Origin of the sequence: Microbacterium galbum, from assembly GCF_032464915.1 — a bacterium.
GTDB lineage: Bacteria > Actinomycetota > Actinomycetes > Actinomycetales > Microbacteriaceae > Microbacterium > Microbacterium galbum.
The window spans coordinates 1,536,257-1,559,618 of record NZ_JAWDIS010000001.1; the positions used below are offsets into that span (position 1 = coordinate 1,536,257).

The following is a 23,362-nucleotide window of genomic DNA, read 5'->3' on the forward strand; positions in this document are numbered from 1 at the left end:
GCGCCCCGGCCCGCCTCCCTCACAACCGCGACAGGTGCGCCTGCGCCAGGATCTCGGCCTTGGGCCGCTCGTTCGCCGCGAGGGCGAGCCACGTCTCAACGACCGTGTCGGGGTTCAGCGACAGCGACTGGATGCCGCGTGCCACGAGCCACTGCGCGAAGTCGGGATGGTCGCTCGGTCCCTGCCCGCAGATGCCGACGTACTTGCCCTGCCGCCGACACGCGTCGATCGCCAGTCCCAGCAGGTGCAGCACCGCCGGGTCGCGCTCGTCGAAGGCGGATGCCATGAGCGCCGAGTCGCGGTCGAGGCCCAGGGTCAGCTGGGTCATGTCGTTCGAGCCGATCGAGAAGCCGTCGAAGTGCTCGAGGAAGCGCTCCGCGAGGATCGCGTTGGCCGGCAGCTCGCACATCATGACGACCTTCAGGCCGTTCTCGCCGCGGCGCAGACCGTTCTGCGCGAGGAGGTCGACGACGGCCTTCGCTTCGCCGACCGTGCGGACGAAGGGCACCATGATCTGCACGTTGGTCAGGCCCATCTCGTCGCGCACGCTTCGCAGCGCCTCGCACTCCATGTCGAAGCACGCCCGGAACTCCGGCGAGACGTACCGCGCCGCCCCGCGGTAGCCGAGCATGGGGTTCTCCTCGTCGGGTTCGTACAGCGTGCCGCCGAGCAGGTTGGCGTACTCGTTCGACTTGAAGTCCGACAGACGCACGATCACGGGCTCGGGAGCGAAGGCCGCGGCGATCATCGAGACGCCCTCGGCGACCCGCCGGATGAAGTACTCCTCGGGCGAGGGGTAGGCAGCGATGCGCGCGCGGATCTCGTCGGCGAGGGCCCCGTCGAGGCGGTCGAGCTCGAGCAGCGCCCGCGGGTGGATGCCGATCTGACGGTTGATGATGAACTCGAGCCGCGCGAGCCCGACGCCCGCGTGCGGCAGCCGCGAGAACGCGAAGGCCTGGTCGGGGGTGCCGACGTTCATCATCATCTTCACGGGGGCGGCCGGCATCCGGTCGAGCTCGGTCTGCTCCTCGGCGAAGTCCAGGATGCCGTCGTACACGAGGCCGTCGTCGCCCTCGGCGCACGAGACGGTGACCTCCTGGCCGTCCGTCAGTGCGTGCGTGGCGACGCCCGTGCCGACGACGGCGGGGATGCCGAGCTCACGCGCGATGATCGCCGCGTGGCAGGTGCGTCCGCCGCGGTCGGTGACGATCGCCGAGGCGCGCTTCATGATCGGCTCCCAGTCCGGGTCGGTCATGTCGGCCACGAGCACGTCGCCGTGCGCGAAGTCGGCCATCTGATCGATCGAGCTGAGCACACGCACGCGGCCTGCGCCGATGCGCTGGCCGATCGCGCGACCCTCGACGAGCACCGCGCTGCGCTCGGCCAGCACGAAACGGCTCAGGACGTTCGCCGACCGCCGCGACACCACAGTCTCCGGTCGGGCCTGCAGCACGTACACCTGTCCGTCGATTCCGTCCTTGCCCCACTCGATGTCCATCGGGCGGCCGTAGTGCTCCTCGATGACGAGGGCGATGCGGCCGAGCTCCTCGACCTCCGCGTCGGTGATCGAGAAGCACGTGCGGTCATCGGCATCCACCTCGACGAAGGCCGTGCTGCCGTCGACGTGCTGTCCGTCGGAGTACCGCATCGCGATCGCCTTCTCCCCCACGCTGCGCTTGAGGATCGCGGGGCGACCGGCGGCCAGGCCCGGCTTGTAGACGTAGAACTCGTCGGGGTTCACCGCGCCCTGCACGACCGCTTCGCCGAGGCCGTAGGAGCTGGTCACGAAGACCGCGTCGTCGAAGCCCGACTCGGTGTCGAGGGTGAACATCACGCCCGAGGCGCCGACATCGGAGCGCACCATGCGCTGCACCCCGGCCGAGAGGGCGACCTCGTGGTGGTCGAAGCCGTGGTGTGCGCGGTACGCGATCGCGCGGTCGTTGTAGAGCGAGGCGAAGACCTGGCGGATCGCCTGGAGGATGTTCTCGATCCCGCCGATGTTGAGGAAGGTCTCCTGCTGCCCCGCGAACGACGCGTCGGGCAGATCCTCCGCGGTGGCGCTGGAGCGGACCGCCCAGGTCACGGCATCCGGGTCGGTCTCGTTCGCGACGAGGGCGGCGTAGGCGGCGCGGATGTCGGCGTCGAGGTCGTCGGGGAAGGGCTGCTCCTCGATCCACGCGCGCACGCGGGCGCCGAGTTGGGCGAGGGCTGCTACATCGTCGACGTCAATGCCCTCGACGGCGGCGCGGATGCGGGCGTCGAGCCCGCCCTCCGCGAGGAACCGTGCGAAGGCGTCGGAGGTGGTCGCGAACCCCGGGGGAACACGGATGCCGGCGGATGCCAGGTGCGACACCATCTCGCCGAGCGAGGCGTTCTTGCCGCCGACCTGGGCGAGGTCGCTCATGCCGATCTCGTCGAAGCGCAGGATGTTGGTCATGGGGTGGGCCTTTCTCGGGGTCGGTCCCGCAGGTTCATGGACTGCAGGATCACGGCGGACATCTCCTCGACGCTCCGGGTCGCGGAGCTGAGGAACGGGATGTGGGTGCGGCGGTAGAGGTCTTCGGCCCGGCGGATCTCGAGGGTGCACTGGGCGAGGCTGGCGTAGGTCGAGTGCGGGCGGCGTTCGTGCCGCACCTGGCTGAGGCGCAGGGCGGTCGTGGTCAGCCCGAAGCAGCGCTCGGCGTGAGGCGCGACGATGCGGGGCAGCCCGTCGGTCGGGAAGTCGTCGTCGGTGAGCGGGTAGTTCGCCACGAGCAGCCCGTAGTGCAGGGCGAGGTACATCGTGGTGGGGGTCTTCCCGCACCGCGAGGGGGCGACGATGATCACGTCGGCGCTCGCGAGGTCGCGCCCGCTCTGTCCGTCGTCGTGCTCGATCGCGAACTCCACGGCCCGCATGCGGCGGAAGTACTGCTCCAGATCTCCCAGGCCGTGATACTGCCCCGCGCGGGTCTCGGCGGTCGCACCGAGCTCCGCCTCGAGCTCGGTGAGGTGTCCGGCCAGCAGGTCGATGACCACGGCGCCCGCGTCGGCGAGACGTCCCCGGATGCCGGCATCCTTCACCGTCGCGAAGACGATCGGCGCATCGCCCGTCCCCTGGGCCGCGGAACGGTCGAGCCGCGCGACGACCGCGTCGACGGCGGTGACGCTGCCGAGGAAGGGGATGGTGTGCCTCTCGAAGCGCGCCCCCGGGAAGTTCGCGAGCAGGGCGCTGCCGAGCGTCTCGGCGGTGATACCCGTGCTGTCCGACACGAAGAACACCGCGCGCGTGCCGGCGACGAGGCCGGGCTCGGCGCGCTCGCCGGGTGAAGTCGCGGGTGGCGTCATCGCGGCGGAGGGCGCGGCCGTGGCGTCGAAAGGGGGGACCATGCGATGACGCTAGGGGCGTCCGCGCGCATCTTTGCGACCGTTATGAACGAAAGAAGACGCTTTCTTGCTGCTGCGCTAAGGGACCGGTTGTGGTCTGACCACCTTTCGGCCTGGAACCCTTTTCGCCCGGCGTTCTCCGGCCGGTCGGTCGGGAAGGGACCGGCGTCCACGTCGACCCGCCACCGTGACAGACGGAAAGGACACCATCATGGTCGTCACGTTCGCGATCGCGCTGACCCTCGCCGGCGCCGGCGCGCCCACCCCGGCCCCCGAGGGCGGTGCGCCGGGAGAATCCCAGATCATCGTCGTCGAGGTCCCCGACGCCGCCCGCGCGACACCGACGGGCGGGCCGACCGATGCGCCGACCTCGCCTCCTCCCGGGCGCCCGTCGCCTTCCGCGACGCCCGACGGGTCCCTTCCCGCGACCGGATGGGATGCCGCGGGTCTCGCCGCCGCGGCCGTCATCGGCTCCGGGGCGCTGGCCGCCGGCATCCTGATCTCCCGTTCGCGTCGTCGCGCGCGCTGAGGTGTCGAGCGGGAGCTGCGCGCCGCCCGAGCCTCGCGCCGGGGCCTCGCCCCCGGGCGTCGCGCCGCCGCCTCGCGCCCTCGCCTAGCGCTGCTGCCTCGCGCCCTAGCCGCGCCCGCGCCTCGCGCCCGACCCGCGTCTCCTGCGGGGGAGCGCCCGGGCCGTCACTGCATCCAGAGCACGATGCCGCGCTGACCCGTGAGCACCGACGCCACCCCGGCGCGCACCGCCGCGGCCGCGCGCTCCGGGGTGAACGACGCGGGATCGTAGGCCGCCGCCGTGCCCAGGCCTTCTCCGCGATACGCGGCTCCGGTCCAGTCGGCCGCGGTGACGTTCTCGGTGGGTTCGGCGAGCTCCGCGCCGACGATGAGGAACTGCCGGTCGAGATGGTTCGCCGTCACCGTGGCCAGCGGGTCGACCAGGGCGTCGCCCGCGCTGATGATGAGATCGGGGTTCATCCGCATGGCCGCCACCGCCCCGTCGATCATGTCGTCGTCGGCGTGCACGATCTCCAGGTCGGCACGGGTCTCGTCGGCCCACTCCCTCACCGCGTCGACCAGGACGGCGGTGGGGGCGTCGTCGCCGACGGTCAGCAGAACGACGCGGTACCCCGCGGGCGCGCGCACGCCGTCCCACGACCCGGGCTCGGGGTTCAGCGTCGATTCGGGCGCCGGAGGGGTGAGGGGGAAGAAGCCCTCCGCGGGAGTGCCGATCGGCGCGGGTGCCGCTCGCATCTCGCTCCACCCGGGCTCCGAGCTGCAGCCGGTCAGCATCGCCAGCAGCACGAGCGCCGCCGCGGCCGTCATCCTTCGCTTCACGGTGACACCCTGCGCGACGCGGGTGACCCGCGGGCGAACACCGGGCGCACGTTCCCTTTCCGTTCGCCCCGCCGCGTCCGACCGTTCACGCCGGCGGGACACCCTCGGCGACGGAAGGGACCCCATGTCAGAAACGATCCGCCGCGTGCTCCGCCCCCTGTTCGTCGCAGCGACCGCCGTCGCCCTCCTCGCCGTCGCTGCTCCGGCATCGGCGCACGGCATCCGGTCGGTGGTCTACGCCGACCTGTCGAGCGGCGGACCGGGCGTCGTGCACGCCCAGCTGCAGGTCGAGTACGACCTGCTCGTCGTGTCCGCGGCCGATGCCGCGAAGGACGACGCCCTGTTCCGGGCCGGGACCGACGCCTTCGACGCCCGGGATGCCGACGCGCAGGTCGCGGCCCTCCAGGCGCACCGCGATGACGTGTCGTCGTACGTGGCCGGGAGGTTCCGCGTCGCCGGAGCGGCGGCGTGCACCCCGACCATTGCCGACGACATCGCCATGACGCAGCAGGAAGGCGTGCCCTACGCCCTGCTCGAGGTCGACTACGCCTGCCCGCCGTCCGAGAACGGGCACGAGGTCGTCTCGTCGCTCTTCCCCGACGACGAGGGCTTCGTCACCGACACGAAGACGATCCTCACCTACGCGCTCGACCTGCACGAGGGCAGCACGGTGCTGGATGCCGAGCATCCGTCGTTCTCGACGGCGCAGTCGCCGCTCGAGCGCTTCTGGGAGTTCTTCCGCCTCGGCGCCGAGCATCTGCTGACGGGGATCGACCACATCCTGTTCCTGCTCGCGCTCATCGTCGGGTCACGACGTCTGCGCGAGGTGGTCGTCGCCGCGACCACCTTCACCGTGGCGCACTCGGTCACGTTCATCCTCGCGGCGACGGGCGTCGTCGCCGCTCCTCCTGCGATCGTGGAGCCCACGATCGCCCTGTCGATCGCGGTGGTCGGCGCCTGGTACCTCTGGCGCCTCTGGCGCCGGGGTGAGGTCGATCAGGATCTGTCGCGCGCCCACGGCTTCCTGCGTCTCGATCGCGCGGGGTGGCTGCGCGTCGGCGTGGTCTTCCTGTTCGGACTCGTGCACGGACTCGGCTTCGCGTCGGCGCTCGGGATCGACGAACCGTGGTCGTGGACGCTGCTGTGGTCGCTGCTGGTGTTCAACATCGGCATCGAGGCGGTGCAGATCGGCCTCATCGTCGTCGTCTTCCCGGTGCTCGTGCTGCTGCGCCGGCGGTTCCCCCGCGTCGGGATGTGGGCGAGCGGCCTTCTCGCGGTGGTCGTCACCGTCGCCGGTCTCGTGTGGTTCGTCCAACGCATCCTCGGCGTCGAGTGATGGGCGTTGCTCGACTCGATGGCTGTGCTGCGTCCGCCATTCACGCGCTCGTCACCGAGCGGGCGGAGCGTGGGAGCACCCGCCCGATCGCGGGTCCCCACAGAGAGAAACGGATCATCATGCTCCTTTCCGCATCGACGTCGCACGGGACGCGCACGCGTCGCCGCGCCGCGTGGATCGCAACGGCCGCCGTCGGCGTCTCGCTCGTGCTCTCGGGCGCGACGACGGCACCGGCCGCCCTCGCCGACACCACGGCGACGCTCTCCGGCGTCATCCTGGGCGTCGGGGCCGACGAAGCGCAGCGCATCGTCACCTGGTACTCCTCGGCCGACACCGCGCAGTCGGTGCAGGTCGCGCCGACCTCGTCGCTGGTGAACGGCCGGTTCCCGGCGTCGGCCACGACCTTCTCGGCATCCGGTACCGCCAACATCGCCGGCAGCGGCGGCTACAACCGCCACGCGACGATCACGGGTCTCGCCGAGAACACCGCGTATTCGTACCGTGTCGGCTCGGACGGCAACTGGTCGCCGACCGCCGCCTTCTCGACGCAGTCGTTCGACGGGGACTACGACTTCCTGTTCTTCGGCGACCCGCAGATCGGCTCGTCGGGCGACATCGCGAAGGACCAAGCGGGCTGGCAGGACACGATGAACGTCGCCGTCAACGCCAACCCGAAGGCCGAGATGCTCGTCTCGGGCGGCGACCAGGTCGACGCCGCCAACCGCGAGGACCAGTGGAGCGCGTTCCTCGCACCCGACCAGCTGCGACAGATCCCGTGGGTCGCGACGATCGGAAACCACGACGTGGGCGGCAAGGCCTACGAGCAGCACCTCTACACGCCCAACACCGACCGCACCGGCGCGTACTACCGCAAGGGAGCCGCGAGCATCGGCACCGAGTCGGGCGGCGACTACTGGTTCATCTACAAGGACACGCTGTTCATCGACCTCAACAGCAACAGCTACGCCACCTCCCAGGGCGGCGGCGGCGACGACGCGCACGTGGCGTACGTCACCGACGTCGTGAACAAGCACGGCGCCGAGGCGAAGTACACCGTGCTCGTCTACCACCACGCGATCTACTCGCCGGCCGATCACGCGAAGGATGCCGACAACAAGGTGCGCCGCGTGGACTTCCCGACCACCTTCTCCAAGCTCGGCGTCGACCTCGTGCTCCAGGGTCATGACCACAGCTACTCGCGCTCGTACGAGATCAAGAACGGTGCGAAGGCGAACGCCGACGAGAAGCCCGGTCAGGACGAGGTCTTCGAGGGCCCCGGCGGTGTCGTCTACGTCACCGCGAACTCGGCATCCGGATCGAAGTACTACGACATCACCGCTCCCGACAGCAGCGGCACGAGCGGAGCCGGGAACGGCGCCGACCCGCTGAACCCGGCGAACTACTGGTACAACTCCGTGCAGAACCAGGAGCACGTCCGCACCTACGTCAAGGTCCAGGTCAAGAAGGACCAGCTCGTCGTGCAGAACATCCGCTCCGGCGACTGCTCGGCCCCGAACGCGGCCGTGGAGCTGAACAAGGTGCTGTGGTGCGGTCCTGAGAACGGCACCAAGCCGGCCGAGGCCGTGGGGTCGATCCAGGACGAGGTGACCATCCACCCCAACCACGGCGACGGTCAGGACATCCAGGTCGACGTGCCCTCGGGCGCCCCCGGCGAGTTCGGCTGGACGATCAACGGGCACAACGGACTGGTCGACCTCGGCACCGCCGAGGAGAAGAACCTCCAGTACTTCGAGGCGACCGGTCAGATCAATCCGATCTCCGTCACCGACACCCGCGCGAGCAGGGCCGCGTGGTCGGTCTCGGCGTCCGTGGGTGACTTCGTCGACGGCGACAAGACCTTCCAGGGCACGTACCTCGGATGGACGCCGAAGGTCGTCACCCCGGGTGCGGGCGCGGTCGCGGGTGCGGCCGTCGGCTCGGGCTACGACGGCGGTGCCGGCCTGTCGACCTCGCAGGTGCTCAGCTCCGCGCCGATGGGTCACGACCGCGGCGCCGGCGTCGTGGGCGCCGACCTCGACCTGAAGATCCCGAACACCATCGACAAGGGAAGCTACCGCGCAACCCTGACCCTCACCGCGCTGGCCGGCTGACCAGCGATCCGGGCCGGCGGGGAGCACTCCTCCCCGCCGGCCTCTCCCGAAGGACCCTCATGAACCTGTCCCCCCGTCTGCTCGCCCTGACCCTCGCAGCGCTGACGACCGCGTCCGCGCTGCTCGGGGCGTCTCCCGCCTCGGCCGCGACCGACGACGTCAGCTGGACCGTGCGCACCGCCTCGAACACCCTGGGCGCCGATCGCACGAACTTCTCGTACGCGCTCAACCCCGGCGCGCACCTCGACGACGGTCTCGTGGTCGCCAATCGCGGCACCGAAGCGGTCGAGCTCGACGTCTACGCCGCCGACGGCTACACCACGTCGACGGGAGCGGTCGATCTCCGGCTCGCCGCGGAGCAGCCCACCGGGGTGGGCAAGTGGATCGTCGTCCCCCAACGGCACGTGACCGTGCCCGCCGGACAGACCGTCGAGGTGCCCTTCACCGTCGACGTGCCCGCCGACGCGACCCCGGGCGACTACGCCGGCGGCGTCGTGACCTCGCTGACCGTGACCGACCAGTCCGCGAACGTCAACGTCGACCGTCGTCTCGGCATCCGTGCCGGCATCCGGGTGGGCGGCGACCTCGTGCCCGCGCTCTCGGTCGACGACGTGCGCGTGGACTGGGACGGCGGCGTCGTCCCGTTCCTGTTCGGCGACGCCACGGTGCACTACGGCTTGCACAACACCGGCAACGTGTCGCTCACCGCCGACGACGGCGACGCCGTCGCGGGGCCCTTCGACCTCGGACGCATCGAGGCGGCACCGGATGCCGCAGCCCCGGTGATCCTGCCCGGGGAGACGTGGCCGCGCGACGTCCGCGTGGCCGGCGTGGCGGCCATGGGCCTGCTGTGGGCCTCGGTGACGGCGACGCCCACGGTCACCGACGCGTCGGGCTCGATCACCGCCCTCGATCCCGTCGAGGCCTCCGCGGTCGGCGTGGCCGTGCCCTGGCCTCTGCTCGTCCTGCTGGCGCTGGTCGTGCTGGCGGCGGTCTTCGCGCCGCGCTGGCTGCGCGCGCGTCGTCGGCGCCGCCAGGAGGCCGAGGACGCCCGTGTCGCCGAGGCCGTCGCACGCTCGCTGGCCGAGAAGGACGACGCCCTGTCGCACGCGGGGTGAGCGGTCGATATCTCGACGTCGGCGCACACGGAGGCCGCTCAGCCCCCGAGGAATAGACTGGATACCAACGTCTTTCGCCCGTCGGGAACCCTCCGTGACCACTCCTCCTGCTGAACGCGCCTTCGACCTGCGCCATCTGCAGCTCGCGCGCGCCCTCTTCGCCGCCCTCGCGGCCGCGATGATCACGTTCTCGTCGGACCACTCCGCTGTGCTCGGATTGAGCGTCTTCAGCGGCTTCGTGCTGGCGACCGGACTCACGCTGGCGCTGTCGGCGTGGCTCGTCTTCCCGGCCGGGCAGCGCGCCGTCCCGGTGACGCTCGCGGCCGTGTCGTTCGCCGCGGGTCTCGTCGCGAGCGTCGGGGTGTGGCGCACCACCGGCATGTTCTTCGGCGTGGTCATCACGTGGGCGATCGTGTCGGGCGTCATCGAGCTCGTCGGCGCGCTCCGCGACCGGTCGGCGGGCCGCACCGCCGGCGTGCGCGACGGCATGCTCATCGGCATCCTGGGCATCGTCCTGGGAGCCGTCCTGCTGCTCACCCCGATGCAGTACGCGCTCGACTACAGCATCACCGGCGCGGGGTCGTTCACCCTCACCGGGATCACCATCGCCGTGGGCCTCTTCGGTGGATACGCGGCGGTCGTCGCCGTGTTCCTCGCGATCGCGGGCTTCTCGCCCCGCCGCACCGAGCCCGTTCCGGCCGTACCCTCCGAGGAGGCCGCGTCATGACCGACAAGCCCACCACCCGCAAAGACCTCATGAAGCCCGTCCAGCTGCTCGGACTGGCCTTCGTCGCCGCCCTCTTCGCCGGCTTCGTCACGCTCATGTCGATGGGGTTCTTCCAGACGCGCCCCGCCGACCAGATCCAGCGGGCTCTCATCGTGGCCCTCGTGGCGGCCGGAGCGACCTTCATCATCGTGCTCGTGAGCGTCGCGCTCATGCTGCTCGCCGTCGACCCGTCGAAGGTCACCGCGACGGTGGACCGACCGCTGCTCCTCCCCAAGGACGCTCCTGATGCCACCCCGGGCGCCTCCGCCGAGCGTCCGGCCACGCGGGCCGAGGGCGCCGCGCCCGGCAGTGCCACACGGTCGGAGGGTGCGGTTCCCCCGCGTCCCGACGACGACGGCGCCGCTCCGCGCGCCTGACGCTCTCGCGGCGCCCCCGGGCATTCGCGCTGACGCGGCGCCGTCTCATCGCGCTGCCGCCGGGGCCGTCTCAGCGCGTGGGCGCTGCGACGCCGCTGCGACGCCGCTGCGCTCGGCGGGCACGTCGCTGCCCCCTCGCATCCTCGTCCCACTTCTGGCGGTGCGTGTCCCACTCGTGGTGGGTTCGAGCGGCGTCCACCGGCCATAAGTGGGACATGGATGTCAGGTCCCGGGGTGTCTCGCCGCGCTCAGGCGCGCCGCGGGTCGATCATCGTCATGCCGGCCGGGGAGGCGGCATCCATCCCCGGTAGCAGCGTCGCCGCCTCGCCGAGGCCGATCACGCGCTCGATGAGCTCCTGAGGACGCAGGGCGCCGCTGTCGATGAGCGAGAGCATCTCGGGGTAGTCGACCGCGGCCATGCCGTGGCTGCCGAGCAGGTCGAGCTCCCACGCGATCGCGCGGGCCATCGGCATGGCGGTCATTCCGTCGTCGGTGGGCAGCAGGCCGATCTGCACGTGTCGGCCGCGGCGTCGGAGGCTCAGCACCGCGTCGCGCGCGGTCTGGGCGCTGCCCACGGCGTCGACCGACACGTGACTGCCCCCGCCGGTGATCTCGTGCACCGCCGCGGCGATGTCGGTGTCTCCCGCGGTGAGCGTGTGCTCCGCGCCGAGCCGGCGGGCGGCGTCGAGCGCGGCGGGCGTGCGGTCGACGACGATCACGCGCGCACCCAGGGCGACGCCGATCATCACGGCGCTCAGCCCCACCCCGCCGGCACCGACGACCGTGACCCACTCGCCCGCCTGCACGCGGGCGCGGCCGGTGAGGGCGCGATAGGCGGTGGCGAAGCGGCATCCGAGGGCCGCCGCCGCCTCGAACGAGACGCCGTCGGGAATGCGCACCACGTTGGTGTCGGCGGCGCGCAGCACCACGCGCTCGGCGAAGCTGCCCCACTGCGTGAAGCCCGGCTGCTGCTGGTCGGGGCACACCTGCGCGTTCCCGCCGAGGCACCACTCGCACGCGCCGCAGCCCATGACGAACGGCACCGTCACGCGATCGCCGATGCTCCAGCGCTGAACGCCCTCGCCCACCTCCACGATGACGCCGGCCAGCTCGTGTCCCGGCACGTGGGGGAGGGTGACGTCGTCATGACCCACCCAGGCGTGCCAGTCGCTCTTGCACAGACCGGTCGCGTGCACCTCGACCACCACGCCCCCGGCGGGGGCCGACGGCGCGGCCACCTCGCGCACCTCGAGGGGTTCGGCCAGGGCGTCCATGATCATCGCGCGCATGGCATCCATCTTCTCAAGCGACCGCGGGTGCGGCCCGTGACGACGACGGGCAGGCGATCGCCCCGGGAGCCGTCGAACGGTCCCGGGGCGATCGCGGTGCTTACAGCGAGTCGACCACCTGCGACGCGAGACCCGCGTAGGCGGCGGGGGTGAGCGCGAGCAGGCGCTCCTTCGCGGCGTCGCCGATGTCGAGTCCGCGGACGAACTCCGCGAGCTCGGGACCGCCGACGCGGCGTCCGCGCGTGAGGTCCTTGAGCAGCGCGTAGGGGTCGGTGATCCGCGAGCGACCCGCGGCGATCTCGGCGCGCACGACCGTCTGGATCGCCTCGGCGAGCACTTCCCAGTTCGTGTCGAGGTCGGCGAGCAGCACGTCCTCCGCGAGCGAGATCTCGGTGAGGCCGCGCTGCAGGTTGTCGAGCGCGAGCAGCGAGTGCCCGAAGGCGACGCCGATGTTGCGCTGGGTGGTGGAGTCGGTGAGGTCGCGCTGCATGCGGCTCGTGACGAGCGTGGATGCCAAGGTGGCGAACAGTCCACCGGCGATCTCGAGATTGGCCTCGGCGTTCTCGAAGCGGATCGGGTTGATCTTGTGCGGCATCGTCGACGACCCGGTCGCGCCCGCGACGGGGATCTGCGTGAAGTAGCCGAGCGAGATGTACGTCCAGATGTCCGTCGCCAGGTTGTGCAGGATGCCGCCCGCGTGGCGCGCACGGTCGTACAGCTCGACCTGCCAGTCGTGCGACTCGATCTGCGTCGTGACCGGGTTGAAGCCCAGGCCGAGCGACTCGATGAACGAGCGGGTCATCTCCGGCCAGTCGACGTCGGGCTCGGCCGCGACGTGCGCCGACCAGGTGCCGGTGGCTCCGGAGAACTTCGCGAGGTACTCCCCGGCATCCAGCTGACGGATGACGCGCTCGAGGCGCCACGCGAAGACGCCGATCTCCTTGCCCATCGTGGTGGGCGTGGCGGGCTGGCCGTGCGTGCGCGAGAGCATCGCGGCGTCGCGGTGCCGCACCGCGAGCTCGGCGAGCGCGGAGGTGACCGAGCGGAGCTTCGGCAGCCACACGCGCTCCACCGCGCGCTGCACGGTGAGCGCGTAGGCGGTGGAGTTGATGTCCTCGCTGGTGCACGCGAAGTGCGTCAGCTCGGCGAGGGCGGTGAGGCCGAGGGTGTCGAGGCGGTCGCGCACGAGGTACTCGACGGCCTTGACGTCGTGGCGCGTCACGGCCTCCTTGTCGGCGAGCCAGGCGATCTCGTCGGCGCCGAACTCCTCGTAGAGCGCGCGGAGCTTCGCGCGGTCGGCGTCGGACACGGGCGAGGTGCCGAAGAGCGAGCGATCGGTGAGGGCGAGGAGCCACTCGACCTCGACCTCGACGCGGGCGCGGTTCAGGCCCGCCTCCGACAGGTAGTCGCCGAGTTCGGACACGGCGCCGAAGTAGCGGCCGTCGAGCGGGCTGAGGGGCTGCGGAGGCAGAGCGGACACGGGTCTCCCGGGGGTCGCGCGAAAGGGTCAGCCCGCGGAACGGATGGCGGGCTCGAGCTGCCGGAACAGGGCGCGGCTGGCGCGTTCGATCATACCGAGCACCTCGTCGAACATCGGCGGTCCGGCGTAGTACGGGTCGGGCACGTCGAGGGTCTCGGCATCGGACAGGAACGACTGCAGCAGAGCGATCTTGTCGGCGTCGTCGTCACTGCGCGCCCACCCGCGCAGCACGCGCTCGTGGCTGCGGTCGAGGGCGACGACGAGGTCGTTGCGGTCGAAGTCGGCGAAGGAGAACTGCCGCGCGCGGTGCGCGGATCCGTCGTAGCCGAGGCGCTCGAGCGCGTGCAGCGTGCGGTGGTCGGCGCGTTCGCCGACGTGCCAGTCGCCCGTGCCGGCCGAACTCGACGACACGCGGGTGCTCAGCCCCGACGTCTCGGCGATGCGCCGGAAGACCACATCGGCCATCGGCGACCGGCAGATGTTGCCGCTGCAGACGAACACGACGCGGAAGGGCGCGTCGGCACTCGCGGTCATCCCTCCATCATGGCGGGGAAGCGGCGCGCGCGCATCAGTGTGCTGCGTGCGACGGCCCTCAGTTTCGCGCCCGATCGTCGCGGCGCGGACGCAGGATGCCGCCGAGCACGGCGTTGATGATGCCGATGAGCAGCGCGGCGACGACCGTCAGCCAGAACTCGCCCGTGCGCAGGCCCCAGTCCCAGTTCTCGGTGATGACGCCCGTCAGCCACAGCAGGAAGCCGTTGATGATCAGCGAGATCAACCCGAGGGTGAGGATGTACAGAGGGATCGCGATGATCTTCACGATGGTGCCGACGACGCTGTTGACGATCGCGAAGATGAGGCCCACCAGGAGCAGGGTCAGCAGCACCTGCAGCCACTCGCCGGGGGCGAACGGGATGAGGCGCACCTGCAGCGCGGGCAGCAGGGTGACGATCCAGAGGGCGAAGGCGTTGACGGCGACGCGGACGACGAAGCGCATGCCCTCATCGTGGCACGCGGGGTCGTGTCGCGGCAGGGATCCCTCCACCGGGGGAGAAGTGGGGTCTGACGCGCGGCGACGTCTCGCGGTTAGGCTCGCGATGTGAGCGAAGACCCGGTCCTGCCCCGTATCCGTCCCGAGATCGCCGCCCTGCCCGCGTATCGACAGGGCAAGCAGGCGAGCCCCGACGCGTTCAAGCTGTCGAGCAACGAGAACCCCTTCGAGCCGCTTCCCGGCGTCCTCGACGCGGTCCGCGCGGCCGGTGCCTTCAACCGCTATCCGGATGCCACGGCCGCGCGGCTGCGCGAACGCCTCGCCGCGCGGTACGGCGTCTCGGCCGACGAGGTGCACGTCGCCGCCGGCAGCGTCTCGATCCTCGCCCAGCTGCTGCTGGCCACCTCGGGCCCGGGCGACGAGGTCGTCTACGCCTGGCGCTCGTTCGAGGCGTACCCCTCGCTGGTCGCCGTCGCGGGCGCGACGAGCGTGCAGGTTCCGCTGACCGCCGACTTCCGCCACGACCTACCCGCGATGGCCGATGCGGTCACCGAGCGCACGCGTCTGGTGATCGTGTGCAGCCCCAACAACCCCACCGGCCCCACGGTCGGTTACGACGAGTTCGTCGCCTTCGTCGACCGGGTGCCGCGCGACGTGCTGGTCGTGCTCGACGAGGCCTACGCCGAGTTCGTCACCGACACCTCCTCGGTCGAAGGCGGTCGCGTGCGTGCCGTGCTGGCGCGCCCGAACGTCGTCGTCCTCCGCACGTTCTCCAAGGCCTACGGCCTCGCGGGCCTTCGCGTCGGCTACGCCGTCGGCCACACCGGCGTGCTCGACGCCGCCCGCAGCACCGCGATCCCGCTGTCGGTCACGGCTGCCGGTGAAGCCGCCGCGTTGGCGAGCCTCGATGCCGAGAGCGAGCTGCTGCACCGCGTCGGGGTCATCGCCGAGCGTCGTGACCGTCTCGTCGCGCGCCTGCGCGAGACCGGGTGGGACGTGCCCGACGCTCAGGGAAATTTCGTGTGGTTCGCGGCCGGAGAGCGCACGGCCGAGGTCGCGGCCGCGTTCGAGGAGGCCGGGCTGATCGTGCGCCCGTTCCCCGGCGACGGCATCCGCGTGTCCATCGGCGAAGAGGAGTCCCTCGATCGCGTCGTCGAGGTCGCCGCAGCCACCGCACCGCGCTGACGCGCGGCGCCGGCTCGGGCGCAAGGCACGGCGTCCGTTTGTCCGACGTCCACGCCGAATCGCGGCATCCGTTGTGCACCTCATGCGGTCTCGCGCATGGGCCGCGCGTTAGCGTGGGTGCATGACCCCGCTCGACGACCCCGCTCTCGTGCGCGTTCTGGCAGCCGACGGCACGCTGGCCCCCACGCCGGCCGCCGAGCGCTACCTGCCGCTCATCGACGCCCTCACCGACGCCGAGCTCGAGACCTTCTACCGCGACATGGTCTCGATCCGCGCATTCGACGTGCAGGCCACCAACCTGCAGCGCCAGGGCCAGCTCGCCCTCTGGCCGCCGTCCTTCGGGCAGGAGGCCGCCCAGGTCGGCTCCGCCCGTGCCGCGCGCGCGCAGGACCACATCTTCCCCTCGTACCGCGAGCACGTGGTCACCCGTATCCGCGGGGTCGACCCGATCGACATCATCCGGCTGATGCGCGGCCTCACCCACGGCGGGTGGGACCCGACCGACCCGAAGAACGGCAACACGCACATCTACACGCTCGTGCTCGGCGCGCAGACGCTGCACGCCACGGGCCTCGCCATGGGACTGGTGTTCGACGGCAAGAGCGGAACGGGCGACCCCGAGCGCGACGAGGCCGTCATCGTCTACTACGGCGACGGTGCCTCCAGCCAGGGCGACGTGCACGAGGCGATGGTCTTCGCCGCGAGCTTCCAGACCCCCGAGGTCTTCTTCCTGCAGAACAACCAGTGGGCGATCTCGGTCCCCGTCGCGACGCAGTCGCGCTCGCCGCTGTACAAGCGCGGCGAGGGATACGGCATCCCGAGCCTGCAGGTCGACGGCAACGACGTGCTCGCCAGCTACGCCGTGTCGAAGACCGCCCTCGATGAGGCGCGGGCAGGCTTCGGACCGCGCGCGATCGAGGCCATGACCTACCGCATGGGTGCGCACACGACCAGCGACGACCCCACGAAGTACCGCACCTCCGACGAGGAGAAGGCGTGGGCCGGGCGCGACCCGATCGCCCGCATGCGCGCGTACCTCGAGGGCCGCGGCGCCTCGCAGCAGTTCTTCGACGACGCGGATGCCGAGGGTGCCGCCCTCGCCGACGACGTGCGCGTGCGCACGAACGAGCTCGGCGCCATCCCGCGGGTGCACATGTTCGAGAGCGTGTACTCCGAGGCGCACGCGTTGATCCAGGAGGAGCAGCGCTGGCTCGACGACTACGAGGCGTCGATGGAAGGGGGAGCGCAGTGACCGAGAACCTGCCCATCAGCCGGGCTCTGAACGCGGGCCTCCGCCGCGCCCTCGAGACGAACGACCGCGTCCTGCTCATGGGCGAGGACATCGGCCCGCTCGGCGGCGTCTTCCGCGTGACCGAGGGGCTGCAGAAGGACTTCGGCCCGCGCCGGGTCATCGACTCCCCGCTCGCGGAGTCGGGCATCGTCGGCACCGCGATCGGTCTCGCCATGGGCGGGTTCCGTCCGGTGCTCGAGATCCAGTTCGACGGCTTCGTCTTCCCCGCGTTCGACCAGATCACCTCGCAGCTGGCGAAGATCACGAACCGTCACGAGGGCGCGGTGCGCATGCCCGTCGTCATCCGCATCCCCTACGGCGGGCACATCGGCGCGGTGGAGCACCACCAGGAGAGCCCCGAGGCGTATTTCACGCACACCGCGGGTCTGCGGGTCGTCAGCCCCTCGAACGCGAACGACGCGTACTGGATGATCCAGCAGGCAATCGATTCGCCCGACCCCGTCGTTTTCCTCGAGCCGAAGGCCAAGTACTGGCAGAAGGGCGAGGTCGACCTCGAGGCCCCGGCGCTTCCGCTGCACGCGAGCCGCATCGTCCGCCGCGGCACCGACGTCACGCTCGTCGGCCATGGCGCGATGGTCACGACGCTGCTGCAGGCGGCCGCGCTCGCCGAGAGCGAGGGCACGAGCTGCGAGGTCATCGACCTGCGTTCGCTCTCACCCGTCGACTACGGCCCGCTGCTCGACTCGGTGCGCCGCACCGGACGCCTGGTCTACGCGCAGGAGGCGCCGGGCTTCACGTCCCTCGGCTCCGAGATCGCCGCGACCGTCATGGAGAAGGCGTTCTTCGCGCTCGAGGCGCCCGTGCTGCGCGTGTCGGGCTTCGACGTGCCCTTCCCTCCCGCGAAGCTCGAAGGCACCTACCTGCCCGACGCCGACCGCATCCTCGAGGCCGTCGACCGGTCTCTCGCGTACTGACCCTCCCTCCGGCCGTCAGGCCCTCCCGCCGCCGGAACATTCCGTTGCGGCATCGCCGGTGGCAAGCTGGCTCCCGAGCAAAGGACACACCGTGACCGAGCAGACCTTCGTCCTTCCCGACGTCGGGGAAGGCCTCACCGAGGCCGAGATCGTGCAGTGGCGCGTCGCCCCGGGCGACACCGTCGCCGTCAATGACGTGATCGTCGAGATCGAGACGGCCAAGTCGCTCGTCGAGCTCCCGTCGCCGTACTCCGGCACGGTCGGCGAGCTGCTGGCATCCGAGGGTTCCACCGTCGAGGTCGGTGCGCCGATCATCACGATCGGGGCTGCGGATGCCGGCACTCCGGCGCCCGCGGCCCCCGCCACGGTTCCCGAGCCCAGCGACCCCGGCGGAGCGGTGCTCGTCGGCTACGGCACGGGCGGTGCGGTGTCGTCGCGTCGGCGCAAGCCCGCGGAGCGCCCCGTGAAGGCCTCCGTCGGTGTCGTCGCGAAGCCCCCGATCCGCAAGCTCGCGCGCGACCTCGGCGTCGACCTCTCGGCCGTGACCCCCAGCGGCCCCGCGGGCGAGGTCACCCGCGACGACGTCGTGAAGCACGCCGAGCAGGCGAGCGTGTTCCGCAACATCGAGACGCCCGCGTGGGGCGAGGTGCGCGAGGAGACGATCCCGGTCGCCGCCCCCGCGGCATCCGTCGCCGCTCCCGCGGCCGACGCGCGTGAAGAGTCGATCCCCGTCCGCGGCGTGCGCAAGGCCACCGCCAACGCGATGACCTCGAGCGCCTACTCGGCCCCGCACGTCTCGGTGTGGGTCGACGTCGACGCCTCGCGCACCATGGAGCTCGTCAAGCGCCTCAAGGCCTCGCCCGACTTCGCCGACGTCAAGATCTCGCCGCTGCTGATCATGGCTCGCGCGGTGATCTGGGCGCTGCGTCGCACGCCGATGATCAACGCCGCCTGGGTCGACACCGAAGACGGCGCGCAGATCCGTGTGCGCCACTACGTCAACCTCGGCATCGCCGCCGCGACCCCCCGCGGCCTGCTCGTTCCGAACATCAAAGACGCGCAGGCGATGAAGACCCGAGAGCTCGCCAAGGCGCTCGAGAACCTCACGCTCACCGCGCGCGAGGGCAAGACGAGCCCCGCTGATCAGACCGGCGGCACGTTCACGATCACCAACATCGGCGTCTTCGGAGTGGATGCCGGAACTCCGATCATCAACCCCGGTGAGGCCGGCATCATCGCCCTGGGCGCCATCCGGCAGAAGCCGTGGGTCGTCGACGGCGAGGTGCGCCCGCGCTGGGTGACCACGGTGTCGGGCTCGTTCGATCACCGCGTGGTCGACGGGGACGGGATCTCCCGGTTCATCGCGGACGTGGCATCCGTTCTGGAGGAGCCGGCGCTGCTGCTGGACTGATGCGGGCCGCGTAGCGTGGACTTCATGGAGCCTGACGCCGAGAGCCCGGAGGAACGGGCCCTGCGTGCGCTGCGCGCGATCGACGAGGGTGCCGACATCGGCGCCGAGGCCCTCGCCTTGTCGAACGAGTTCACCGACCGCCACACCGCGCGTCTGTCGGCGTGGCTGCGACGCAGGCGGCGCGCGTCCCGCGACGACTAATCGGGCAGCGATGACCGCTCGGCGCGCGGTGCCGGCCGCGTCGGGATGAGCAGCGCCAGCACGAGCGCGACCGCAGCCGCCCCGATGCCCAGCAGGAACGACACCTGGAACGCCTGCGCCGTCGGCACACGGGTCTCGCCGTCGCCGGTCGAGAGCGTCGCGAGCACCACGCCGACGATCGCGGCGGCCGTGCTGGTTCCGAGGGAGCGCGCGAGGGCGTTCAGGCCGTTCGACGCCCCCGTCTCGGTCGGCGGCACGGCGCGCATGATGAGCATCGGCATGGCCGCGTACCCGAAGCCGATGCCGAACCCGATCAGGACGTTGGCGACGACGAAGTGCCACACCTCGGTCGAGAAGATCAGACTGAATCCGTACGCGAGGATGAGCGAGATCGACCCGGCGACGAGAAGCACCCGCGGCCCGATCGTGCGCGCGAGCGTGCCCGAGATGGGCGAGAGCACCATCATCACCAGCCCCGACGGCATGACGACCAGGCTCGCGGCCAGCAGCGACAGTCCGAGTCCCACTCCGGTCGCCACCGGCAGCTCGAGCATCTGCGGGTAGGCGACGTTCGAGGTGAACAGCGCGAAGCCCATGGCGATGGATGCCAGGTTCGTGAGCAGCACGGGGCGGCGCGCGGCGACCCGCAGGTCGAGCAGTGGGTTCTTGATGCGGAGCTCGAACCAGCCCCACAGCAGCAGCACGACGACTCCACCGATCGCGAGCGACAGCGTGAGCGGTGACGTCCAGCCCCACGTGTTCCCGCGGGAGACGGCCAGCAGCACGCCGATCAGGCCGACCGCCAGGCCCACCGCGCCGAGATAGTCGAAGCGTCCGGCGGTGCGCAGCACGCTGACCGGGACGATCCAGAGGATCAGCCCGAAGACCACCGCGCCGAGCGCTCCGGCGATCCAGAACAGCCAGTGCCAGTCGGTGTTCTCGGCGACCAGAGCGCTGATCGGCAGGCCCAGTGCGCCGCCGACCCCGAGGGTCGCGCTCATCAGCGCGATGGCGCTGTCGACGCGGTTCTCGTGCAGCACGTCGCGCATGATCGAGATGCCCAGAGGGACGACGCCGACGATGGCGCCCTGCAGAGCGCGACCGATGATCATGCCGCTGATCCCGGTCGACAAGGCGGCAACGACCGAGCCGATGATCATGACGACCAGCAGCACGAGCACGATGCGCCGCTTGCCGTACATGTCGCCGAGCCGGCCGGCGATGGGCGTGATCACGGCCGCCGCCAGCAGGGTCGAGGTCACGACCCAGGCGGTGTCGTCTCGGGAGGCGTTCAGCAGCTGCGGAAGCTGCGACTGGATCGGCACCACCAGGGTGAACATGAACGAGGAGCACAGCCCCGCCAGTGCCAGAACCAGGACGACGAGCCCCTGCGGGCTGTTCCGGGAGAGTCTTCTTCGCGCGTTCTCATCCCGTGACATCACCACCCAGGCTAGCCGCCCGGGAGACAGCGCCGGGCCTCGGCGGGGGAGAGGGAGGCCTCAGAGCGTCCGATCGCTCCCTGCGGGACCGGATCCGCTGGTCGCCCGCACCCGCAGGGCCGGAGAGAACACGCGGCGCTGCGCGTCGTGACGACCCCCGATCCGTTCCAGCAGAAGCTGCGCCGCGGTGGCGCCCATCTCCTGACCGTGCTGGTCGACGGTGGAGAGCCCGATCAGGGGGTGGCTGGCGATCGGCACGTCGTCGTAGCCGACGACCGCGAACTCCGCGGCGCCCACTCCCCGTTCGGCGGAGACCTCGAGGGCCGCCAGCGCCAGCGAGTCGTGACCCGCGAACAGCGCCGTCGGCGGTGTCGCGCGGTCGAGGAGGTCGATCACCGTGTGCCGTGTGTCGTGATCGGACGAGTCGATACGGATGACGTCGGGCTCGAGCCCGCGCGCGCGCATCATGCTCTCGTAGACGCGCAGGCGCCGCGGGTGCGGGTCGGTGCGGGGTTCGACGAGGATCCGCTCGTCGTTCGTCACGTGCACGATCCGGGTGTGACCCGCATCGAAGAGGTGCTCCATCACCAGGCGCGCACCGGCATCGTCGTCGCCGACCACGACGTCGTAGTGCTGAGGATGGTCGTGCTGGCCGACCTGAACGAGCGGGACGCGCCGCGCGAGGCCCTCGAGCCAGGCTTGGGGGACGGCTGGAGCGACGGCGATGATGCCGTCGACCTGCCGGTCGTAGAGGCTTTCGAGCGCGGCCGTCCCGCTGACCGGGTCGGCCATCGGGGCGATGATCAATCGGTAGGCCGAGGCGTTGAGCTCCTGCACGATACCGGTGAGGATGCGCGTGAAGAACTCGTTGTCGACCTGCGGGAGCTGCACGCCGATCGTCGCCGTCGACCCGCGCATCGCTCGCGCCGCCACGCGAGGGCGGTAGTCGAGTGCGGCGATGGAGGCCGTGACCCGCTCGCGCATCCGATCGCTCACGCCGTAGGCGTCGCGGATCACCTTCGACACGGCGGCCTTGGACACGCCGGCGTGCTGTGCGACGTCTTCAATCGTCGCGGCGCGGGTCGGCGGCCCCGCGGGTGATGCATTGTCCGGCATCGAGCTCCTTCGGTCGTTGCTCTCAATGTAGATCGGTTGACGAAATCCCGCTACTCGGTTTATTCTCGCTTCGCCGCCTGGTGTAGATCGGTTTACACTCAATCTCGCACCTGAGTCCCGAGGCGTCGCACCGGTCGGAGTGCCCAGCACCCGGCCCCTTACAAGGAGGTAAGCAGTGTCCTCATTCATCACCCCGCGCCGGGCGACGATCGTCGTCGCCGGTGTCGGCCTCACCGCCCTGGCCCTCGCCGGTTGCTCCGGTGGAGCGGGCGGCGGCTCCGCCGACGGGAAGGTCGAGATCACCTTCCTGACCACCAACGGCGACGACTCCATCGCCACCGGCAACGCGCTCATCTCCGCGTTCGAGAAGGCCAACCCCGACATCACCGTCACCCTCAACACCCGCCCGGGCGGCACCGAGGGAGACAACCTCGTCAAGACCCAGCTGTCGACCGGCGAGATGGACGACGTCTTCTTCTACAACACGGGGTCGCTCTTCCAGGCGCTGAACCCCGACCAGACGCTCGTCGACCTTGCGGACGAGTCGTGGGTCTCCGAGGTCACCGACAACTTCAAGACCGTCGTCTCCACCGACAGCGGCACCTACGGCGCGCCCCTGGGAACGTCGATGGCGGGCGGCATCGCCTACAACACGAAGGTCTTCTCCGACCTCGGTATTAGCGTGCCGACCGACTGGTCATCGCTGGTCGCCGCCGCCGAGAAGATCAAGGCCGCGGGGATCACACCGATCGAGCAGACCTACGGCGACACCTGGACCTCGCAGCTCTTCCTCCTCGCCGACTTCGGCAACGTCCTCACGCAGGACCGGAAGTGGGCCGAGGACTTCACCGCCAACCAAGCGAAGTTCGCGCAGGAGCCCGCTCTGGCCGGTTTCACCCACCTCCAGGACGCTTTCGACAAGGGTCTCTTCAACGCCGACTTCGCCACCGCGACCGCCGCCGAGGGCTCGGCCGCCCTGGCCACGGGCAAGGCCGCGATGTACCCGATGCTCTCGAGCGCTGTTCTCAGCAACATCGAGCAATCCACCCCCGACGCAGTCGACGACATCGGCTTCTTCGCCATGCCGGCCGACAAGGCAGCGAACACCACGCTGACCGTCTGGGAGCCCAACGCGGTCTACATCCCGAAGTCGACGGACGGGGCCAAGCTCGACGCCGCGAAGAAGTTCGTCTCCTTCGTCAATTCGTCGGAGGGCTGCGACGTCCAGAACGCCAACTTCGTCGCGGGCGGTCCGTTCTCGATCAGCTCCTGCTCTGTGCCGTCGGACGCCGCGCCCCTGGTCGCGGAGATCCAGAAGTACGTCGACGAGGGCAAGAGCGCTCCCGCCCTCGAGTTCCTCTCTCCCGTCAAGGGGCCGAACCTCGAGAACATCGCCATCAGCGTCGGCTCCGGCATCTCGAGCGCGCAGGACGGCGCCGCCGCCTACGACGACGACGTGAAGAAGCAGGCCCAGCAACTCGGCCTCGCCGGCTGGTGAGAACGCGCTGAATCCAGCGCCCCCGTGCGGTCGGTGCCCCTTTTCCGCCGCACATCGCGGGGCCGGAGACCCCCTCTCCGGCCCCGCTCTTCCCCCACGAAGGAGTGA

21 protein-coding genes are annotated in these 23,362 nt (G+C 70.8%); 12 read left to right on the forward strand and 9 right to left on the reverse strand.

Annotated features, from left to right (window positions below):
- Positions 1-19 precede the first annotated feature (19 nt).
- Together ppsA and RWH45_RS07230 are read right to left on the reverse strand one after the other, a co-directional pair.
- Entirely contained in the window at positions 20-2,437 is a 2,418-nt protein-coding gene (gene ppsA / locus RWH45_RS07225; RefSeq protein WP_315994198.1) for a phosphoenolpyruvate synthase, read from the reverse strand.
- The gene (locus tag RWH45_RS07230; protein WP_315994199.1) at positions 2,434-3,366 is read right to left on the reverse strand and encodes a pyruvate, water dikinase regulatory protein; all 933 of its coding nucleotides are present in this window, start codon (positions 3,364-3,366) and stop codon (positions 2,434-2,436) included. Before RWH45_RS07230 ends, ppsA begins: the two co-directional genes overlap by 4 nt.
- Positions 3,367-3,574: 208 nt before the next feature.
- On the opposite strand from RWH45_RS07230, the gene RWH45_RS07235 reads away from it, so the two are divergent.
- The gene (locus RWH45_RS07235; protein ID WP_315994200.1) at positions 3,575-3,892 is read left to right on the forward strand and encodes an LPXTG cell wall anchor domain-containing protein; all 318 of its coding nucleotides are present in this window, start codon (positions 3,575-3,577) and stop codon (positions 3,890-3,892) included.
- Positions 3,893-4,056: 164 nt separating this feature from the next.
- Here RWH45_RS07235 and RWH45_RS07240 read toward each other — a convergent pair whose 3' ends face one another.
- Complete coding sequence (locus RWH45_RS07240) at positions 4,057-4,710, reverse strand: type 1 periplasmic-binding domain-containing protein (protein ID WP_315994201.1); 654 nt, start codon at positions 4,708-4,710, stop codon at positions 4,057-4,059.
- Between the two features lie 124 nt (positions 4,711-4,834).
- Between RWH45_RS07240 and RWH45_RS07245 the strand changes: the two genes are divergently transcribed.
- The 5 genes from RWH45_RS07245 (at position 4,835) to RWH45_RS07265 (ending at position 10,418) form a co-directional block, all read left to right on the forward strand.
- Positions 4,835-6,046, forward strand: a complete 1,212-nt coding sequence (locus RWH45_RS07245; protein ID WP_315994202.1) for a HupE/UreJ family protein — start codon at positions 4,835-4,837, stop codon at positions 6,044-6,046.
- Positions 6,047-6,165: 119 nt separating this feature from the next.
- Positions 6,166-8,157 (forward strand): purple acid phosphatase family protein, encoded by a 1,992-nt coding sequence (locus tag RWH45_RS07250; protein ID WP_315994203.1) that lies wholly within the window; start codon positions 6,166-6,168, stop codon positions 8,155-8,157.
- Between the two features lie 59 nt (positions 8,158-8,216).
- A complete protein-coding gene (locus RWH45_RS07255; protein ID WP_315994204.1) occupies positions 8,217-9,275 on the forward strand; it encodes a WxL protein peptidoglycan domain-containing protein in 1,059 nt (352 codons plus the stop codon).
- Between the two features lie 94 nt (positions 9,276-9,369).
- Entirely contained in the window at positions 9,370-10,002 is a 633-nt protein-coding gene (locus tag RWH45_RS07260) for an acyl-CoA synthetase (protein ID WP_315994205.1), read from the forward strand.
- Entirely contained in the window at positions 9,999-10,418 is a 420-nt protein-coding gene (locus RWH45_RS07265) for an amino acid transporter (RefSeq protein WP_315994206.1), read from the forward strand. The genes RWH45_RS07260 and RWH45_RS07265 overlap by 4 nt, the downstream gene beginning before the upstream one ends.
- Positions 10,419-10,666: 248 nt before the next feature.
- Here the strand turns inward: RWH45_RS07265 and RWH45_RS07270 are convergent, their stop codons facing one another.
- The 4 genes from RWH45_RS07270 to RWH45_RS07285 form a co-directional block, all read right to left on the reverse strand.
- Positions 10,667-11,707 carry a zinc-dependent alcohol dehydrogenase family protein gene (locus tag RWH45_RS07270; protein ID WP_315994207.1) on the reverse strand — a complete coding sequence of 347 codons (1,041 nt, stop codon included), beginning with the start codon at positions 11,705-11,707 and terminating at the stop codon, positions 10,667-10,669.
- Positions 11,708-11,807: 100 nt separating this feature from the next.
- Positions 11,808-13,187, reverse strand: coding sequence for an adenylosuccinate lyase (gene purB, locus RWH45_RS07275; protein ID WP_315994208.1), 1,380 nt, complete (start codon positions 13,185-13,187; stop codon positions 11,808-11,810).
- Positions 13,188-13,214: 27 nt separating this feature from the next.
- On the reverse strand, positions 13,215-13,721 hold the full coding sequence (locus RWH45_RS07280) for a low molecular weight protein-tyrosine-phosphatase (RefSeq protein WP_315994209.1): 507 nt from the start codon (positions 13,719-13,721) through the stop codon (positions 13,215-13,217).
- Between the two features lie 58 nt (positions 13,722-13,779).
- A complete protein-coding gene (locus RWH45_RS07285) occupies positions 13,780-14,184 on the reverse strand; it encodes a phage holin family protein (protein ID WP_315994210.1) in 405 nt (134 codons plus the stop codon).
- A gap of 102 nt (positions 14,185-14,286) precedes the next feature.
- On the opposite strand from RWH45_RS07285, the gene RWH45_RS07290 reads away from it, so the two are divergent.
- The 5 genes from RWH45_RS07290 (at position 14,287) to RWH45_RS07310 (ending at position 19,201) form a co-directional block, all read left to right on the forward strand.
- Positions 14,287-15,363 carry a histidinol-phosphate transaminase gene (locus tag RWH45_RS07290; RefSeq protein WP_315994211.1) on the forward strand — a complete coding sequence of 359 codons (1,077 nt, stop codon included), beginning with the start codon at positions 14,287-14,289 and terminating at the stop codon, positions 15,361-15,363.
- Between the two features lie 121 nt (positions 15,364-15,484).
- On the forward strand, positions 15,485-16,615 hold the full coding sequence (locus RWH45_RS07295; protein ID WP_315994212.1) for a thiamine pyrophosphate-dependent enzyme: 1,131 nt from the start codon (positions 15,485-15,487) through the stop codon (positions 16,613-16,615).
- A complete protein-coding gene (locus tag RWH45_RS07300; RefSeq protein WP_315994213.1) occupies positions 16,612-17,589 on the forward strand; it encodes an alpha-ketoacid dehydrogenase subunit beta in 978 nt (325 codons plus the stop codon). Before RWH45_RS07295 ends, RWH45_RS07300 begins: the two co-directional genes overlap by 4 nt.
- A gap of 91 nt (positions 17,590-17,680) precedes the next feature.
- Entirely contained in the window at positions 17,681-19,000 is a 1,320-nt protein-coding gene (locus tag RWH45_RS07305) for a dihydrolipoamide acetyltransferase family protein (protein ID WP_315994214.1), read from the forward strand.
- A 24-nt stretch (positions 19,001-19,024) separates the two neighbouring features.
- On the forward strand, positions 19,025-19,201 hold the full coding sequence (locus tag RWH45_RS07310; protein ID WP_315994215.1) for a hypothetical protein: 177 nt from the start codon (positions 19,025-19,027) through the stop codon (positions 19,199-19,201).
- Here RWH45_RS07310 and RWH45_RS07315 read toward each other — a convergent pair.
- Together RWH45_RS07315 and RWH45_RS07320 are read right to left on the reverse strand one after the other, a co-directional pair.
- Positions 19,198-20,640 carry an MFS transporter gene (locus RWH45_RS07315; protein ID WP_315994216.1) on the reverse strand — a complete coding sequence of 481 codons (1,443 nt, stop codon included), beginning with the start codon at positions 20,638-20,640 and terminating at the stop codon, positions 19,198-19,200. The two genes, RWH45_RS07310 and RWH45_RS07315, sit on opposite strands and share 4 nt — an antisense overlap.
- Positions 20,641-20,700: 60 nt before the next feature.
- Complete coding sequence (locus tag RWH45_RS07320) at positions 20,701-21,756, reverse strand: LacI family DNA-binding transcriptional regulator (protein WP_315994217.1); 1,056 nt, start codon at positions 21,754-21,756, stop codon at positions 20,701-20,703.
- Positions 21,757-21,931: 175 nt separating this feature from the next.
- Between RWH45_RS07320 and RWH45_RS07325 the strand changes: the two genes are divergently transcribed.
- Positions 21,932-23,254, forward strand: coding sequence for an ABC transporter substrate-binding protein (locus RWH45_RS07325; protein ID WP_315994218.1), 1,323 nt, complete (start codon positions 21,932-21,934; stop codon positions 23,252-23,254).
- Positions 23,255-23,362 lie beyond the last annotated feature (108 nt).